This window comes from Paludisphaera rhizosphaerae (genome assembly GCF_011065895.1).
Taxonomy (GTDB): Bacteria; Planctomycetota; Planctomycetia; order Isosphaerales; family Isosphaeraceae; genus Paludisphaera; species Paludisphaera rhizosphaerae.
This window is the reverse complement of sequence record NZ_JAALCR010000003.1, coordinates 330,423-346,607: the sequence shown is the minus strand read 5'-3', so window position 1 is coordinate 346,607 and position 16,185 is coordinate 330,423. Positions and strand designations below refer to the sequence as shown.

Here is a 16,185-nt window from a genome sequence, read left to right as displayed (position 1 = left end):
TTCATCAATGCGAGGGGCGGGACCAGTCGACCCGGTCGGCCGGGAAGACGGGGCCCTCGACGCAGACGCGGCGGAGGTCGGGTCGGCCGTCGTCCTGGAGGATCGGCGTCACGCAACTGAAGCAGGCTCCGAAGCCGCAGGCCATGTGGTTTTCCAGGGAGACGTCGCACGCGACGCCGTGGTCGCGAGCCAGGCCGGCGACCGCCGCCAGCATCAGCGGAGGGCCGCAGGCGACGATCTTGGCGGGACGCTGACCGGCCTGGAGCCGCTCGGCCAGAAGCTGGGTGACGAACCCCGCACGGCCGGCGGAGCCGTCGTCGGTCGCGACCTCCACCCGGATCCCCGCCCGCTCGAAGTCCGCCACGCCGGCCAGCAGATCGGCCGATCGAACGCCGTAGAGCAAGGTCGCCGACTCGACGGGGGAACCCTTGGGCGATTCGCCTTCGCCGTAGGTCGTCGCGCCCAGCCACTCGCGGCCGAGGGCCAGGAATGGAGTCTGGCCGACGCCGCCGGCGACGAAGAGGGCGTGGCCCGGGCCCGGCGACGGCCCGAAGCCGTTGCCGAGCGGACCCCAGACGTCGAGCCGGTCGCCGGGTCGCTTACGCGAGAGGGCGGCCGTCCCCCGGCCGATCACCAGGTAGACGACGTCGAACGAGACCGGCTCGCCTGTCCCTTTGCGTTGAACGTCGTAAAGGGCGAACGGTCGGCCGAGCAGGGGGTCGTCCGCCCCCTCCTCAGAGGCTCGCACCATGACGAACTGGCCGGGGAGGATCCGGCGCGCGATCTCGGCGGCGTCGAGCCGCAGGAGGAACGTGTCCCGCGCGATCGGCCTGTTCTCCAGGACGAGCGCGGCGGGACGCATCAGGGCGTTGTTCGTGCAGAGGTCGCTCATGAATCCTCGCCCGGTCGCTTCCGCTTGACTCCGGCCGCCTTGCGCAGCGGACGCCGCTTCGGCATCGGCCGCTTGGGCGGGCCGCCCGGCCCGGCGTTCTCGGGCGTCTCACGGTAGACGTTGTCCAGCCCGATGATCCGCCTTCCCCTCGGTTCGGGCGACGGCGGCCCTTCGGGGCGGGGAGGACGCTGCGACGGCGGCGGGCCGGCGGGACGCGGCGGACGCTGGGACGGCGGCGGACCCGGCGGTCGCGGCGGCAATCCGCCTTCGGGTTGATAGCCGCCCTTCCCGCGTGGCGGCGGTCCCCCTTCGGGTCGGTACGGAGCCTTCCCGCGCGGCGGCGGTCCGCCTCCTTCCGGTCGGTATGCGGCCTTGCCGCGCGGCGGTCCGCCTTCGGGCCGGTATCCCTGGCGACCCTTGCCTTGCGGGCGTGGCGGCGGACCCTCCGGGCCTTCCTCGAAGTGCTGGCGGGGCGGGCGGACGCCGCTCGGCGATCGCTCCGGACGGGCGGCGCGGCGATCATCGTCGGGACGGCCCTGGGGAGGGCGTCCCCGGCGCTGGGATGGGGGCGAGCCGAGAGCCTCGGGGTCGAACTCGCGTCCCCGGCGCGGCGGCGGTCCCTGATCGCGACCTTCGGCCGAATGCGGCCGGCGCGGGCCCTGGTCGGGCTTGCGACCGCGGGGGCGGGCATCGGGGGCGAGGTCGCGCGGCGGCGAGATGGCGATGCCGGACGCCACCTTGCGGAGCATGTCGACCTCGGTCCTTGACAGCGGCCGGGCGTCGCCGACGGGGATCCCCTTCAGGCTGATCGGGCCGATGGCGATGCGCGTCAGCGACATGACCTTGTGGCCGAACTTCGCGAGCATCCGGCGGACTTCGCGCTTCTTGCCTTCGGCCAGCACCAGCTCGATGATGGTCGCCTCGCCCTGCGTGCCGACGACCCGGGTGCGCTTGGCGCGGACCTTGCCGTCGGAGAGCCAGACGCCCTCGGTCAGCCGGGCCAGGACTTCCTGGCTGGGCGTGCCGGCCACGACGGCCCGGTAGATCTTCTCGACCCCGTACCGCGGGTGGGCCAGCTTGTTCGCGAACTGGCCGTCGTTGGTCAGGATCATCAGCCCGGTGCTGTCCTCGTCGAGCCGTCCCACGGTGTAGACGCGCTCGGGGACCGAGGGGAGTAGGTCGACGACGCGGGGCCGGCCGGCGGGGTCCTCATTCGTGGAGACGTAGCCCTTGGGCTTGTTCACCGCGTAGTAGACGTGGCGCTCGGCTTTGAGCTTCTCACCGTCAAGGGCGATCGTGACCTCGTCCGGGTGGACCCGCGCGCCGAGTTCCTTGACGGTCTTGCCGTCAACCGTGACGCGGCCCTGGAGGATGTACTCCTCGCACGCCCGGCGTGAGCCCAGGCCGGCCGAGGCCAGAACCTTCTGGAGGCGTTCGCCCTTCTCGGCCTCGGGGCTGGACTTCAACGGCTGGCGGCGCGGCTTGCGGGGCGCACCTTCGCCGGTCGTCCGACCGCGCGGCGGCCTGCGATCGGCCGGTCCCGACGGCGGGCCTTGACCCTGGCCGGCGCGCGGCGGCTTGCCGCCAGGTCCCGGCGGACCCTGATCCTGGCCGAACCGCTTGGGCTTCCTCCCCGCGCCGGAGAGACTCCGCTGGGGACCACCGGGCGGACGCGGACCGCCCCCTTCCTGTCGCGGCGGACGTTTTTTACCGCCGCCCGGATTCGAACGTCGTTCGGCCATGGCCCACGCTCCTCGTCTTTCTTGATGCACGGCAGCGAACGGGCCACCGGAACCGATTCGACCGCTCGCGAGAAACGTTGCACCCCCCGCGCGGCTGGACGACTTTCATCTTACGATTTTCCGCCCCGCTTCCACCAGCGGTTGCGCCGGCTTCGATACGACATTCGCGGCGGGTTCGTTCGCGCGGAACGGTCCCAATTCGTGAAAGCCCATGCTCTTCATAGGCTCCACAGAGCCAGGGAGTTGCAGCGCTCGGCGACTCTCGGGAATTGGCTTCGATCGACCAATTTCCGAGAACCCTCGCCCCCAACGTCTCATCCTGATGGTTGGAACTGACTGGCGTGGCCGCACGAGTTGGGCCATGGAATGACGACGGACGTGGCCGGATCTGCCGACGCCCGAGTCGGGCGGGTTCGGTTGGGTTCGATCGTCCGTCGCTGTTGCTCTGTCCTGGGAGGGCAAGTCTATGTGGGGAATGGGCTTGCGTTAGAGAATCCGGCGGCGTGATCGGGTTCGATCGACCATTTTCGTGACACTCCTCGATCAATACCACCGAAGAAAGACGGATCTGGGTTTCATCGCCACGCAAGCGTGGCCCCGGCCCCCGATTCCAACGTTTGACCCAGAAATGGCTTCCGGCCGGTACTGGTGATCTTGAGCGAGGAGCGTCCATTTCTGGATCGCCCTGGGCCCACGGCGCCGGCGGATGAAATGAAGCGAGAGCGACCATGTCCGCCTCGCAGTGAATGGGTTCGTTCGTCGACTTCATCGTGGTCGCGCCCCTCTCTCAACGCCGCCGATCGTCCGTCGTCGTGCGTGCTGATCACACAACCCTCCATAAAGGAGTAGGGGCTATGACCGCAATTTTTGGTCGCGGAATTGTGGGATTTCGATTCCCGAGTCAGCATCCCCCCCGAGTGAGCCGTCCTTCGCCACGACGCCTCTGACGCCCAGTATGGATTGGGCTGATCTTGACGTCTGGGGTTGAGAGAGCGATGGTCTCAATGCATTCGACCGTGGTGGAGGCCCGGCCGAGGAGTGGGACTTTCCATGGAGGGGTCATGTCGTCGGGACGCTGGATGATGGCGGCGGGTTTGATCTTCCTGGTCGCCTCGGCCCCCACCGCTTCGGGGACGCCGCTGTACAAGGTGACGGACCTCGGCTCGGACTACCGACCGGTGGCGATGAACGATTCCGGCCAGGTGGTCGGTGTGTCGAGCCAGAGCCCCGGTCTCCCTCCTTACGGCTATGGACCCTGGGTCGCGGGCGTCTATCGCGACGGCCGCTGGTCACAGGTTCCGTCGCCGGCACCGACGACCTCAGCAGTTTTCGCAGGCATGCCCATCTACTCGTCTCCGATCGGAATCACGAGGGCCGGCGACGTCGTGTTTTCGGAGTCCTGGACCTGGAAAGACGGCCCCCTGACGCGTGATCGCGTCGAATATCGGACGACCGCCTCCAACTCGGAGGGATGGCAAATCGGCGTGGCGACCGACTACCACTGGTCGAACCTCAACGGCGGTCAGAATGAGCAACGCTCCATCCTGCTGTCGCCCGCTTCGGCAAGGACCGGATCGGTGGATTCCGACGATGTTGCATCAGCGGGTGGGCTGGCCGGGGACCCCGCCAAGTGGGCTTACAATAGGTGGCGAGGCGTAACGACCGCCGCCGCCCTGAATGATCATCTCGAGGTCGCGGGGACCTCCCAGCCCTGGCCGGGGGACCCCTCGCACGCCTACTTGAGGGATCGGACTGGAAAGTCTGTGGATCTGGGGACGCTCGGCGGCTCATACAGCTCATCGGCCGGCCTGAACAACCTGGGCGAAGTCGTTGGGACGGCGGAGACCGCGAATGGAACGTTGCACGCCTTTGTCTATCGCGACGGAAAGATGATCGACCTGGCGCCCGACTCAATCGGATACTCCATCGCCAGTGCGATCAACGACGCCGGGGTGATCGTCGGCCGAGCCGAAGACGAGGAAGGAAACTTCGGCGCTCTCTTCCGCGACGGGACCGCCCTTCGGCTCGATCAGCTTGTCGACGCGAGTTCGGGATGGTTGATCACGAGCGCGATTACCATCAACCAGGCGGGCTGGATCCTCGCGGAAGGCGAGAAAGACGGCGTCGATTCGTATCTCTTGCTCACGCCGCTCGACGAGACGCCTGTCCCCGAGCCCTCGGTCCTGATCGTGCTTGGGGTCGGCGGACTGGTCGTGAGCCGGCGGCTGCGAAACGGCTTCAACGGTCAGGCCGCCCGCCGAATAGCCGATTGAAGACTCGCAGCGGCAGAGGCGATCGAAACGGCCGGCGCTCTAGGTCATCGCCTTCGTCTTCACCTTTCGAGGTGGTTGCGTTTGCCTCAGCCCTTGGATTCCCCCCCTCATCCGGCCGCTTTGCGGCCACCTTCCCCCTGTATGGTCCGGATGAGGGCCAACTCGCGGAGCCCTTTCAGGACCCGCTCCCGGCGGGAGAGGGACTTCAAGGCGCCGAGGCGCTCTTCGCCGTCGCCCGCTTTGTGGGGCGGGGCCGTACGCGGTTGGGGAGTGGGTCGCCGGTTTCGCGGTCGAACTCGTCGGGGCTGAGCTTGTCGGGCGCGACGTCGTTGGTTCGTTGCTGCCAGTCGGCGAGGGTCTTGCGCATCTCAACGAGCGTCTCGGCGTACTTCGGGTCGGCGGCGAGGTTCTTGAGTTCGTGGGGGTCGGCGGTCAGGTCGTAGAGTTCCTCGGCGGGACGGGGGCTGAAGAAGCAGGTGGACTGCTCGGGGGTGAGCTTGCCTTCGTCGCGGAGCTTCCGCATGGCAACGAACGTGGGGCTGCGGACGGCGTCGGCGGGCGGGTTGAGGTTGCTCTCGCGGTCGTCGTTCTTCACGTACCGGAATCGCTCGGAACGGACGGAGCGGCCCCGCGCGGCGTAGTCGTGCCAGTTCCGCTCGGCGATGATGACGTCGTTGATCCTGGCAGTCGGGTCGCGGAACAAGGGCGAGACGTCCTTGCCCTGGAACGTCGGGCCGGGCTGGACGCCCGCCAGCTTCAGGAACGTGGGGGCGAGGTCGATCGTGCTGACCAGGCTGTCGCAGCGGGCGCCGGCCGGCATTCGGCCGGGCCAGCGGGCGATCAGAGGCGTCTTGACGCCGCCGTCGTAAACGGTGGTCTTGAACCGGGGGAACGGCCGGCCGTTGTCGCTGAGGAACAGGACGAGCGTGTCGTTCGCGACCCCCTGGCGGTCGAGTTCGTCGAGCACAGCGCCGACGAAGTGGTCGAGTCGGCTGATCTCGTCGTAGTAGAGGGCCAGGTCCTTGCGGACCTCGGGCGTGTCGGGCAATTCAACGGGGACCACGACGTCTTCCGGGCGGTGGGGCGTTGGGATCGTGTTCGGCTGGTAGTCGCGGTGCGGGTCGAGAGACGCCAGCCAGAGGAAGAAGGGCTTGTCTTTGGGACGGTCGCGCAGGACGGGGACCCACTGGTCGCAGCCGCTCTGCGCGGCGCCCGCGCCCTCGAAGGCCAATTTGTCCCCCGCGTCCTTCCCGGTCCCCAACTGATAGCCCGCGGCGTTGGCCTCGCGGACGACGTCGAACCGGTTCTTGACCGCGCCGCCGAGATGCCACTTGCCGGCCGCGGCCGTCCAGTAGCCGGACGCCTTGAGCTTCTCGACGAACGTGACTTGCTCCTTCGGCAGCGGTTGATGCAGCTCCTGGGCGTCGGTGTTGTGGGGATAGCGCCCGGTGATGATGCTGCAACGACTGGGGCTGCACGAACTGGCCATGACGAAGGCCCGGTCGAAACACATCCCCTCGCGGGCCAGCCGGTCGATGTTCGGCGTCCCGACGTGCGGGTTGCCGAACGGGCCGCAGTCGTCCCACGCCAGGTCGTCGGCGATCATAAGGACGATGTTGGGAGGCTCGGCCGCGCGGACGGAGGCAAGCGACAGGATGGCGAGAATTCCCGTCAGGAGAGTCAGCCTCATGGTTATGTTCTCGCTCCTCAGGTGGCTCGTTGGTCTATCGTGATGGTCGACGCCACGGGAACAGGGCCCTGAGTCGGGGCTCGCGAAGCAGCAGACCGCCCCAGACGAAGGTCGCCAGGATGCTGGGGAAGGCCAGCTCGAACGGCGACCCATTCATACGCAGGTGGGTCCAGGTGGCCCCGCCCAGGTAGCCGGTCAAGAGGACCGCGCCCAGGACGGCCGTCTGCGGGATCGCGTAGAGCAGCGTCTGGACCAGCAGGATCCCGCCGATGATCGGGATCGTCCACACGGGGATTTCCAGTGGGGCACTGGCTTCGAGGACGGGGCCGGCTTTCACGACCTTCATAACGCCGTCCATCACGAGGAAGAGGATGGCCAGGGTTGATAAGACCATGCCGGTCCAGGCGGCCGTGGTGCGGGTGCGGGGCGTCGAGGTCGTGGGGATCTCGGCGTCGATCGTCATGCGTGGTCTCCAAATCGAGGGGGCAGCCAGCCACGTTCGACGCAGTCGCGGAACGACCAGCCGCCGCCGGCCTCGGTTTTGTAGGTCCAGAAGAACCAGCCGCGGCCGGTCTCGTAGTTGAGGAGCTGGGCGTCGCCGTAGGCGCGGACGGCGGCGTCGCGGGCGAAGCCGTGGAGCCCGCGCAGCGATTCCGGCGGCAAAGCGCACGACCACTCGCCGACGATGCAGGGGAGCGTCTTCTGGAGCGACGCCACCCGCTCCTCGCGATCCGTCAGGGCGAAGCGGATTTGATCCCGGATCGACCGCTTCTTGTCCTCGTCGGTGAAGCACTGATAGCAGTGTGTGTCGATCACCACGTTCTGATATTCGGGAGGCTGCATGAACCCGGACCACTCGCCGGGGCGGAAGCCGTCGTGGATCACGACCGAGGCGCGATCGGCGGGGATGTGCTTGCGGACGAGGGTGTATGCGTCGCGGTAGAAGCCTTTCAGGATGTCCATCGGGACGTCCCAGCGGGGCTCGTTGAGGAGTTGGAAGCCGATCAGGTTGGATCGTGAGCCGAAACGCGCGGCGAGGTCGTCGACGATCCGCAGCGAGTGCTCGACGTTCTCGCGGCTGGTGTGCCAGCCGAGCGTCCCCTGCCGTCCGCTGTGGTCCCACGCGTTTTGACTGCCGGGGACGCCGTGGAGGTCGAGCAGCACGCCCAGACCGTTAGCGGCGGCCGTCTCAAAGGCCCAGTCGAGCGTCTCACGGGCCGGGACGAAGGGCGGGTTTTCCTCGGACGCGCCGTAGTTGATCGGGATGCGAACGGAGTTGATCCCGCGATCGGCCAGCCAGCGGAGGTCGTCGGCCGTGATCCAGGTCTCGCGGTGTCGCTTCAGGCGCTCGGCCGCTCCCTTCGGGCCGAGTTCCTGGCTGAGCGAGTATTCGTCCTCGGCCTTCGTACCGGCGTAGAGCGTGGGGGTGATCCACTTCTCCAGGGCGAGCCAGCCGCCCAGGTTCACGCCTCGCCACTTGGTCGCGGGCCTCGCCGCCGACGCGCCGTCTTCGGTCGCCGTCGACCATCCCGCCAGATTCACCGCGCCGACCGCCGCGGCGCTGTTCAGGAACGTCCGCCGTCGCATAATCGTCGTCCTCCCGGCCCGCGGTTCGTTGGGGCCGTCCCCGATTCTAACGGGGGGAGTGGACGCGAGACAGCGGCCTGCGACCGGCTCAGGGTTGGAGCGTCACGAGACGCTCGGCGACGCCGGCCACCGGCGGCCCGAACCGCAGGATGGCGCGAACGCGACGAAGGCAGCGAGCGGCGTCCAGGATCGGCCGTGCCGCCGCGAAGAGGGCGTTCGCGTCGGGGCCGAAGAGATAGAACGAGCCGTGGCTCAGGTCGACCGCCATCTCGTCGCCGTCGAACTGACCGACGCCGGCGCTTCCCACCTCGGAGATCAACAGAGCTTCCACGTCCAGCAGGGGCTTGAGGTCGTTCGACCCGTACTCGAACTCGACGATCACGGCTTGCTCGGCCATCGGGGTATTCGTCCTTGAGGAGTTGTCAGTCGACGTCGATCAGCGGGCGCATCAGGTCGCGGAACAGGCGGAGTCGATCCCGGGATTCGGGAAGAGAGGCCAGATCCTGGCGCTCCTCGGGGTCGGTCTTGATGTCGTACAGTTCCTCGCCGCCGTCCCCGTTCAGGATGTAAGCGTGACGCCCGGCGACGAGCGACCGCATCGTCCCGAGCCGCGCTGGGGCGTCGCCGGCCTCATCCGGCACGGCCTCCGCGCGATCCAACTCCAGGAAGACCGGCTCGTCCTCCTCGGCTAGCTCGGCCGCAGGGAAGGTTTGCCAGGCCGTCGAGAGCGAAGGACCCGGGAAGGGCCCGGGACCGTCGCCGAGGAGATCCAGGATCGTGGGAGCCACGTCGCGGAGGCTCACCGGCCGATCGACGGCCGACTCGCGGGGAGTCTTGCCGGGGGCGACGACGATCAGGGGAATATGAGTTTCCGCCCGGTAAAGGCTGATTCCATGCCCGGCCAGGCCGTGCTCGCCGAAGCTCTCGCCGTGGTCGGCCGTCACGACGATCATCGTGTCGTCCCGCAGGCCGCGACGGTCCAGGTCGTCGAGCAACCGGCCGATCTGGCCGTCGAGATAGGCCAGGCAGTCGTCGTAAGCGTCGCGCGGGGCGTTCGTTCCGGCCGAGAACTTGCGGGAGGCGTCGGCCGGCGGGATGTATGGGTCGTGGGCGTCGAAGTAGTTCAGGAACATGAAGAACGGCCGGCCGTCGTCGGGCCGGGCGTCGAGCCAGGCCAGGGCGTCTCGGTTGATCATCGCGGCCGACTTCCGGTACTGGTAAGAGCCCGGTCCGAACGCCGTCCGGACCAGTTTCGCCCCCCACTTCGACGCCGCCGTGAACCGCCCCAGCCGCGAGCACCGCAGGATCTCACGGGCGTCGACGCGGTCGTTCTCGTAGAAGTCCTCATAGTGGTCGAAGCCTCGATCCAGGCCGTACCAGGCGTTGCAGTTCTCCAGGTTGGCGACGAAGCCGGCCGTCGCGAAGCCCCGCGCGGAGAGCCGCTCCGCCAACGTGGGGAACTCGCCGTCAAGCGGCCGGCCGACGTCGACGGACAGCTCGGAAGGAAACCGGCCCGTGAACAGCGACGCATGCGCCGGCAGCGTCCAGGAGGCCGTCGATCGGGCGTTGCGGAACAGGACGCCCTCGCGGGCCAGGCGTGCGAGGTTCGGCGTAACGTCTCGCTCCGACCCATACGGGGTGAGTGAATCGGCCCGAACCGTATCCAGCACGATCACCACGACGTTGGGGTCGCCCTTCGCGGGAGTCGCCGAAGGCCCGCGATGATGCTCAAACGCCGTCGCCCCGGCTGCCGCGAGGGCCACCAGGACAAGCCCCGCCGGCGCGGTCGCGCGAACCAGTCGGCGGAAGCCGTCGGGATGCCCCAGCGCAAGCCTCGTCGCGGCCGCGGCCAGTCCTCCCGCCAGAGCCAGCCTGGCGGGCGTGTTCAGCCCCGGCACTCCCAACGCCAGCGACCACGCCGACAACGCCGCGAATCCCCCGATCGCCGCACGCCCTCGCCGAAACCTCGGCGCCGCCAGCGCCAGTCCCACAGCCGCCGTCACGGGCGCGAGAAACAGGGCAGCATAGGAAAGCGGGACCATCCAGACGTGATGCCAGTTCGTTCGAAGAGTGTCGTAGGTGATCACTCCTCGGCCGTGGATCGAGGCCAGACCGACGGCCAGCTCAAACAGCCCCGTCGCCAGGGCGAACCAGACTCCGATCAGTAGGATGTCGATCGGCGAGAAGGCCTTGCGCGACGGAAGAATCGCTGCTCTGGGGGGGGCTGGAGAATCTCCTCGGGCAGCCATTTTCTTCCTCCTTGAATCCAACGGCCGAATGCGGCGGAGCGCATCAGTCGGCCCTGGCGTCGCCTTGCTTACTCGATTGATCCGCTGCTGTCCTGAGAAGCGCGCCTTTCTGAGCCGGATTTAATGGATATTGCGGCGGAAACTCCGAAGGAACTGGGCGATCAGCCCCTTGAATTCCCTGGGACGCTTGTCGAAGATATCGCCTGGGGTGGGTGGGCGGCCCTGGGGGAATCTAGGGGCGGCTGCCCGGTCCGACATCTCAGACGTACTGACTCCGTTCTGGAGGTGAAAATGGACTTGCTGAAGCGTTCGACGGGTCCCGCGCTGGTCGCGGCGGCTCTCTCCTGGCTGGTCGGCGGCGGGCCGGCGGTCGGAGAGGAGCCGAGCAAACCTGCGGAGGCCAAGCCGGCGGAGGGCAAGCCGGCGGAAGCCAAGAAATTCCAGGACTTCCATGAGCTGACCAAGGACGCCAAGAAGTACGAGGGCTTCCTCACGCTCCACGAGAAGGAGCAACACCTCTACGCCGAGATCAAGCCCGACCAGCTCGACAAGCCGATCCTAGCGCCGATCATGATCGCCCGCGGCACGGCCAGCGCGGGGAATCCGCTGAACTTCGGCGACGAGTGGGTGCTGTCGTTCCGTCGGATCGACGACAAGGTCCAGATCGTCCGCAAGAACGTCCACTTCACGGCGAACTCGGGGACGCCGCTGGACAAGGCCGTCAAGCAGAACTACACCGACTCCGTGCTGATGGCCCTACCGATCCTGAGCATCAGCCCCAACGGCGGCGCGCTGGTCGTCGACCTGGGCGACGTCCTCATGGGGGACTTCGCCGAACTCCGCATGGGGTCGATCGATAAGAACCGCTCGCGGTGGTACAAGATCCGCGCGTATCCCAACAACGTTGAGATCCAGGTGGAAGCGACGTTTTCGGGGGGGCGCTTCGGCTACTATTCGTACGGCGGCGGGGCCTCGCCGGTCGTCGATTCGCGGGGGATGACGATGGTCATCCACTACAGCCTTTGCAAGGCTCCCGACTCGGGCTACAAGCCCCGGCTGGCCGACTACCGCGTCGGCCACTTCCTCAACGCCGTCACCGACTACAGCCAGCCGAACCCGGACACCGATGCCAAGCGGATGATCAACCGCTGGCGGCTGGAAAAGGCCGACCCCAAGGCCAAATTGTCGCCGCCGAAGAAGCAGATCGTTTGGTGGATCGAGGACAACGTGCCGCTGGAATACCGGCCCTACGTGGAGCAAGGGATCCTCGAATGGAACAAGGCGTTTGAGAAGATCGGCTTCCTGAACGCTCTGGCCGTCCGGTGGCAGAACGACCAGGACGACTTCGAGCCTGAAGACATCAACTACTGCACCCTGCGCTGGATCACGACCGGGTCGACCTATGCGATGTCGTGCCTCCGCAGCGACCCGATGACGGGCGAGATGATCGACGGCGACGTCATCTTCGACGCCAGCTGGATCAAGATCTGGAAGGAAGAGTACGCGATGCTGGTGGGCGTGCCGACGCCTTCCGGCAAGCCCGGCGAGGCGCCGGCGGCCGTCACCCCGCTGGCCATGGCCGAGATCATCAGCCCGATCATGGCGAGCAAGCAGGGCTTCGGCTTGCCCACTCCGCCGCCGGGCTCGCGCCGGGAGGCTCTCCAGAAGGCCGCGACCATGGGCCTGGCCGCCGGTGCGAACGGCGTCGTCCCGCCGCTCGTGGATCTCGTCCCCGCCGGTTGGGACCCGATCCAGGCGCAGCTCTTCCAGCGCATGAATCAGAACCGCCTGGCCGCCTGCAATTACTCCGCCGCCCGCGGCAATGAGATGCGGTTCGCCACCCTCGCCCTGGCGAGCTTCGCCGCCGCCGCTGCCGAGGAGGAGAAAGACAAGGACAAAGACAAGGAGAAGAAGGACGACGAGCCCAAGCTTCCGGAAGGCTTCCTCGGCCAGGCGATCAAGGAAGTCGTGATGCACGAGGTCGGGCACTCGCTCGGCCTGCGGCACAACTTCAAGGCGAGCGTCATGCTCAAGCCGGAAGAGATCAACGACGTCAACGTCACGCACGCCAAGGGTATGGCGGGCAGCGTGATGGACTACAACCCGATCAACGTCGCCCCCAAGGGCCAGAAGCAGGGCGACTACGCCTCTACGACGATCGGCCCTTACGACTACTGGGCGATCGAGTACGCCTACAAGCCGATCGACGGCGACGAGGCGGCCGAGTTGAAGAAGATCGCCGCCAAGTCTCCTGATCCGGATCTGACCTTCGCCACCGACGACGACTTCTACAACTACGATCCCCAGGTCAACACCTACGACCTCTCCAACGACACTCTGGCCTACGGCCGCCAGCGCATGGAGATGGCTGCGGAGTTGCTCAAGGACCTGGACAAGAAGGTCCTTCGCGACAACGAGTCGTGGAGTCGGCTTCGCTCGGCCTTCAGCTCGTGCGTCAGCCAGTACGGCAACGGCGCCTACCTCGCCGCCGAGTACATCGGCGGCCAGTCGGTCAGCCGCGACTTCAAGGGGACGGAGAAGGCCAAGGACCCCGTCGTTCCCGTTTCCGGTGAGAAGCAGCGTGAGGCTCTGAAGCTGCTGGTCGACCGCATCCTCTCGGACAAGGCCTTCGAGTTCTCACCGGCCTTGCTCCGCAAGCTGATCCGCGAGACCTGGCAGGATCAGGGCTTCGGGATGTCCGGCGCGGCCGGCTACCCGGTTTACGACGTGATCCTGAACATCCAGGAGATCCCGCTCGACGAGTGCCTCTCCGGCTCGACCCTCCAGCGGATCCAGAACCAGGAGGCCCAGAGCGACCCCGGCTCGAAGCCGCTGAAGATGGAGGAGATCTTCCGCTCCTTCACCGACGGCATCTTCAGCGAACTGGCGCCGCCCCCGTCCGGTTCATCGCCGACGACGATCTCGACCTCTCGCCGCAATCTCCAGCGCGAGTACGTCAAGCGCCTGAGCACGATGGTCCTGGGTCCGAAGTCGAACAACGACTTCTACGGGATGTACAGCTACATCATCATCCTCGGCGGCTCATCGAGCACGCCCCCCGACGCCAAGAACCTGGCCCGGCTGCACCTCGACGAGATCGGCCGCAAGATCGACGGCGCCGTCGCCCGCAAAGACAAAGACGCTGCCATCGACGACACCACGTTGGCCCACCTGAAGGAGCTTCGCCACCGCATCGACCAGGTCCTCAAGGCCAACCTCAACGCCAACGAGCCCTGATCCACCGTTGACGCGATCTCTGATGAAAACCCGAGAGGGCGGGACGCGACCGGTCGCCGGCGCGTCCCGCCCTCTTCCGTTTCGGTTTTCTCGCCCCCTCGACGGCAGGGCGGTTCGCCCGTTCGATCGAGACGACAGGTCGTCGTGGTCGCCCCGGAATCGGGCTGCTTGCTCGATCCCAGCAGGGAGTTCCCCTCCCCTGACGCGGGATGCCACGAACCGGGCCTGAGCTTTGAACCTGGATCAAAGCACGGGCCGCGCAGGGCGTCATACAGTCCTGCAGATGACGAGCGCGGCGTTTTTCACGAGCAAGTCATAGCCCCGCACTTCCAGCGTTCGTCCCGGATGGTAGCGGACCTCCCAGGATCGATCCTCAGTCGATAAGGCGAAGGTTTCGCCTGCTGAAGCGAAGACGATCACTTGCCCCTGGACGACGACCACAGGGATGCTTCCGTCGGACAGTCGCTGGACGATCAAGGGCCCATCGCCGGCCCACTCCAGGACGATCGAATCTGCATTGCAAAAATCGGAGTACATCGCGATTGAACCCTTCAAGCCCTCACCTGGGTCAGAGCAACCTCCAACTCATGGTACGAGGACCGGAGTCGATTCAGCAGCCTGGTGGCTACGATCATCCCAACCGTTGGTCACAAACATAAATGTATTGATGTTGCGATATGGGGGGCGTTGGCTGTCCGCCCTGGGGCGAAAGATCTGAGCGAAGCCGTGCGTCCGCCGGTCCGGCGTCCCTTTCCGGGCCGGCGGGATTTCACGCGATTCAGGCCGTCCCTGCGTCCTCGCGTCTGCGAAGTCCGACCGGAAGGGCACTATCGCCGCGATGCTCTCAGAGCGGCAGAAAGACGGTAAGGGACACGCCGAAGTGGTCGCCCAAGCGCTTGGCATGGGCTGCGGTCGGGACCCGCCTGTCTTTGAGGAACGCCGAGAGTGCGGATTGGGCTATGCCGACCGCATCGGCCAGGGCCTGTTGAGTCAGTCGATTGGCGTTCAGCGATTCCTGGAGAACTTCGGCCGGCGTTGCGTCTGACGGCGGAATGGTCTCGTCTTCATAGCGTTCGATGGCGTCCGATAGGGCGTCCAGGTAGGCGACGGCCCCGCCGTCCAGATCCTGTTGCAGCAGGCATTCCAGGATCTACTGGGCCTCGGCGAGATGGTCGTCGTCCTTGTTGCGCGTCAAAGGGGACACCCCCACGAGGCAGAAACGTCGATTTGTTTCCCAGCGTTCCGAAACGGTCTATTTGGACTGAAGGCAACGGGATAGACTAAATCCGAATCCGACAAGTGTGAAGTGTGCATCGGCCTGGAGATCGATTTCGGTTTATCGCGTCGACGACCTCGGACTTCGGAAAGGGGACAGCGATGCTCAGGGGCGATGGGGCGCACCGCCGGGCTTTCACGTTGATCGAACTGCTGGTGGTGATCGCGGTCATTGCGGTCTTGATCGCCCTGTTGCTGCCGGCCGTTCAGGCGGCTCGTGAGGCTGCGAGGCGGGTCCAGTGCGTCAACAACATGAAGCAGCTCGGCTTGGCCCTTCACAGCTATCACGACGTCCATACGGCCCTGCCGCCGGGCTTGATCAAGTCGTCGGCCTGCCCCCTGGGTCTCTTGACGGGATGTCAGAACACGCCGTGGATCGTGCATCTGTTGCCCCAGTTGGAGCAGCAGGCGTTCTTCAACGCGGCTAACTTCGATCTGGGGACGGAAGGGCCGTTCGCACCAGCCCCCATGGGGATTTACGCCAACCTGACCCTGGCCTCGATCAGACTCGCCGTTCTCCAATGCCCGAGCGACGCTGAGAACCAGTTCCAGGTGACGCGCGATTTCATGGGGGGCGTCATGAGCTTTTACACCAGTTCCAAGGGGAACTACGGAGCGAACTGGGGCAATACCTACTGGGGGCAAGACACTCCCTCGCCGGCGACGCTGCTTGTCGACCCGACGACGTCGAGGCCCGCGACGTACCTGGCTGCCCCGTTCGGGAGGACGCTGGTTCGACTCTCGAGCGTGAGCGACGGCCTCAGCGCGACCGCCTTCGTCGCCGAATTGATCCAGGGCTCCCTCAACGACACCCGCGGGTTGATGTGGTCGGCGACCGTCGGCGGCTCCTCTTACATCTCGCGATTCGCCCCGAATCAGTTTCGGGACTATTACCGGATCGAGAACGACGCCGACCGGATTCAACTCCCCTACTTCTGCGTCAGCGAGCCGAGGAAGAACCTTCCGTGCACGGCCGTGGGGGTGGACGAGATCGGACTGCGCACATTCGCCGGCGCGAAAAGTCGTCATCCCGGGGGCGTCAACGTCCTGCTCGGCGACGGGTCGTGCCGGTTCGTCAAGGACTCGATCAACCACGGCGTCTGGCTCGGTTTGAACTCGATCCAGGCCGGCGAGATCGTCGCCTCGGATCAATATTAATCGCGGGTCAAGGCATACTCGTCCCGACGCCGCCGCGGCAGCCGTCGCGACGGCTTCTTTTCGTCCTTTCAGGTCTCATTAT

At 66.5% G+C, this 16,185-nt stretch carries 11 protein-coding genes; 3 read left to right on the top strand and 8 right to left on the bottom strand.

Annotated elements, in window-relative coordinates:
• Positions 1-4: 4 nt before the first annotated feature.
• Both G5C50_RS05915 and G5C50_RS05910 read right to left on the bottom strand, forming a co-directional pair.
• Positions 5-892: a dihydroorotate dehydrogenase electron transfer subunit gene (locus tag G5C50_RS05915; protein ID WP_240906982.1), complete on the bottom strand. Its 888-nt coding sequence runs from the start codon at positions 890-892 to the stop codon at positions 5-7.
• The gene (locus G5C50_RS05910; RefSeq protein WP_165066390.1) at positions 889-2,634 is read right to left on the bottom strand and encodes a pseudouridine synthase; all 1,746 of its coding nucleotides are present in this window, start codon (positions 2,632-2,634) and stop codon (positions 889-891) included. Before G5C50_RS05910 ends, G5C50_RS05915 begins: the two co-directional genes overlap by 4 nt.
• A gap of 1,061 nt (positions 2,635-3,695) precedes the next feature.
• On the opposite strand from G5C50_RS05910, the gene G5C50_RS05905 reads away from it, so the two are divergent.
• Positions 3,696-4,907 (top strand): hypothetical protein, encoded by a 1,212-nt coding sequence (locus G5C50_RS05905; protein WP_165066388.1) that lies wholly within the window; start codon positions 3,696-3,698, stop codon positions 4,905-4,907.
• 205 nt (positions 4,908-5,112) lie between these two features.
• On the opposite strand, the gene G5C50_RS05900 is transcribed toward G5C50_RS05905, so the two are convergent.
• From G5C50_RS05900 to G5C50_RS05880, 5 genes are all read right to left on the bottom strand, one after another.
• Positions 5,113-6,597, bottom strand: a complete 1,485-nt coding sequence (locus G5C50_RS05900; protein ID WP_165066385.1) for a sulfatase family protein — start codon at positions 6,595-6,597, stop codon at positions 5,113-5,115.
• 34 nt (positions 6,598-6,631) lie between these two features.
• Entirely contained in the window at positions 6,632-7,060 is a 429-nt protein-coding gene (locus G5C50_RS05895; RefSeq protein WP_165066382.1) for a DoxX family protein, read from the bottom strand.
• Positions 7,057-8,184 (bottom strand): glycoside hydrolase family 5 protein, encoded by a 1,128-nt coding sequence (locus G5C50_RS05890; protein ID WP_165066379.1) that lies wholly within the window; start codon positions 8,182-8,184, stop codon positions 7,057-7,059. Before G5C50_RS05890 ends, G5C50_RS05895 begins: the two co-directional genes overlap by 4 nt.
• Positions 8,185-8,272: 88 nt before the next feature.
• Positions 8,273-8,581: a hypothetical protein gene (locus tag G5C50_RS05885; RefSeq protein ID WP_165066377.1), complete on the bottom strand. Its 309-nt coding sequence runs from the start codon at positions 8,579-8,581 to the stop codon at positions 8,273-8,275.
• Between the two features lie 25 nt (positions 8,582-8,606).
• Positions 8,607-10,433 (bottom strand): sulfatase, encoded by a 1,827-nt coding sequence (locus G5C50_RS05880; RefSeq protein ID WP_165066375.1) that lies wholly within the window; start codon positions 10,431-10,433, stop codon positions 8,607-8,609.
• 291 nt (positions 10,434-10,724) lie between these two features.
• On the opposite strand from G5C50_RS05880, the gene G5C50_RS05875 reads away from it, so the two are divergent.
• Complete coding sequence (locus tag G5C50_RS05875) at positions 10,725-13,670, top strand: zinc-dependent metalloprotease (protein ID WP_165066372.1); 2,946 nt, start codon at positions 10,725-10,727, stop codon at positions 13,668-13,670.
• A gap of 844 nt (positions 13,671-14,514) precedes the next feature.
• Here the strand turns inward: G5C50_RS05875 and G5C50_RS33155 are convergent.
• Complete coding sequence (locus G5C50_RS33155; RefSeq protein WP_407673489.1) at positions 14,515-14,679, bottom strand: helix-turn-helix domain-containing protein; 165 nt, start codon at positions 14,677-14,679, stop codon at positions 14,515-14,517.
• Positions 14,680-15,047: 368 nt separating this feature from the next.
• On the opposite strand from G5C50_RS33155, the gene G5C50_RS05865 reads away from it, so the two are divergent.
• Positions 15,048-16,103, top strand: a complete 1,056-nt coding sequence (locus G5C50_RS05865) for a DUF1559 domain-containing protein (protein WP_165066369.1) — start codon at positions 15,048-15,050, stop codon at positions 16,101-16,103.
• Positions 16,104-16,185 lie beyond the last annotated feature (82 nt).

Excerpts from the sequence above, each read along its gene's own strand:
- G5C50_RS05905 (WP_165066388.1), top strand. The coding sequence starts at position 3,696 with ATGTCGTCGGGACGCTGGATGATGGCGGCGGGTTTGATCTTCCTGGTC.
- G5C50_RS05910 (WP_165066390.1), bottom strand. The coding sequence starts at position 2,634 with ATGGCCGAACGACGTTCGAATCCGGGCGGCGGTAAAAAACGTCCGCCG.
- G5C50_RS05875 (WP_165066372.1), top strand. The coding sequence starts at position 10,725 with ATGGACTTGCTGAAGCGTTCGACGGGTCCCGCGCTGGTCGCGGCGGCT.
- G5C50_RS05900 (WP_165066385.1), bottom strand. The coding sequence starts at position 6,597 with ATGAGGCTGACTCTCCTGACGGGAATTCTCGCCATCCTGTCGCTTGCC.
- G5C50_RS05890 (WP_165066379.1), bottom strand. The coding sequence starts at position 8,184 with ATGCGACGGCGGACGTTCCTGAACAGCGCCGCGGCGGTCGGCGCGGTG.
- G5C50_RS05915 (WP_240906982.1), bottom strand. The coding sequence starts at position 892 with ATGAGCGACCTCTGCACGAACAACGCCCTGATGCGTCCCGCCGCGCTC.
- G5C50_RS05885 (WP_165066377.1), bottom strand. The coding sequence starts at position 8,581 with ATGGCCGAGCAAGCCGTGATCGTCGAGTTCGAGTACGGGTCGAACGAC.
- G5C50_RS05865 (WP_165066369.1), top strand. The coding sequence starts at position 15,048 with ATGCTCAGGGGCGATGGGGCGCACCGCCGGGCTTTCACGTTGATCGAA.
- G5C50_RS05880 (WP_165066375.1), bottom strand. The coding sequence starts at position 10,433 with ATGGCTGCCCGAGGAGATTCTCCAGCCCCCCCCAGAGCAGCGATTCTT.
- G5C50_RS05895 (WP_165066382.1), bottom strand. The coding sequence starts at position 7,060 with ATGACGATCGACGCCGAGATCCCCACGACCTCGACGCCCCGCACCCGC.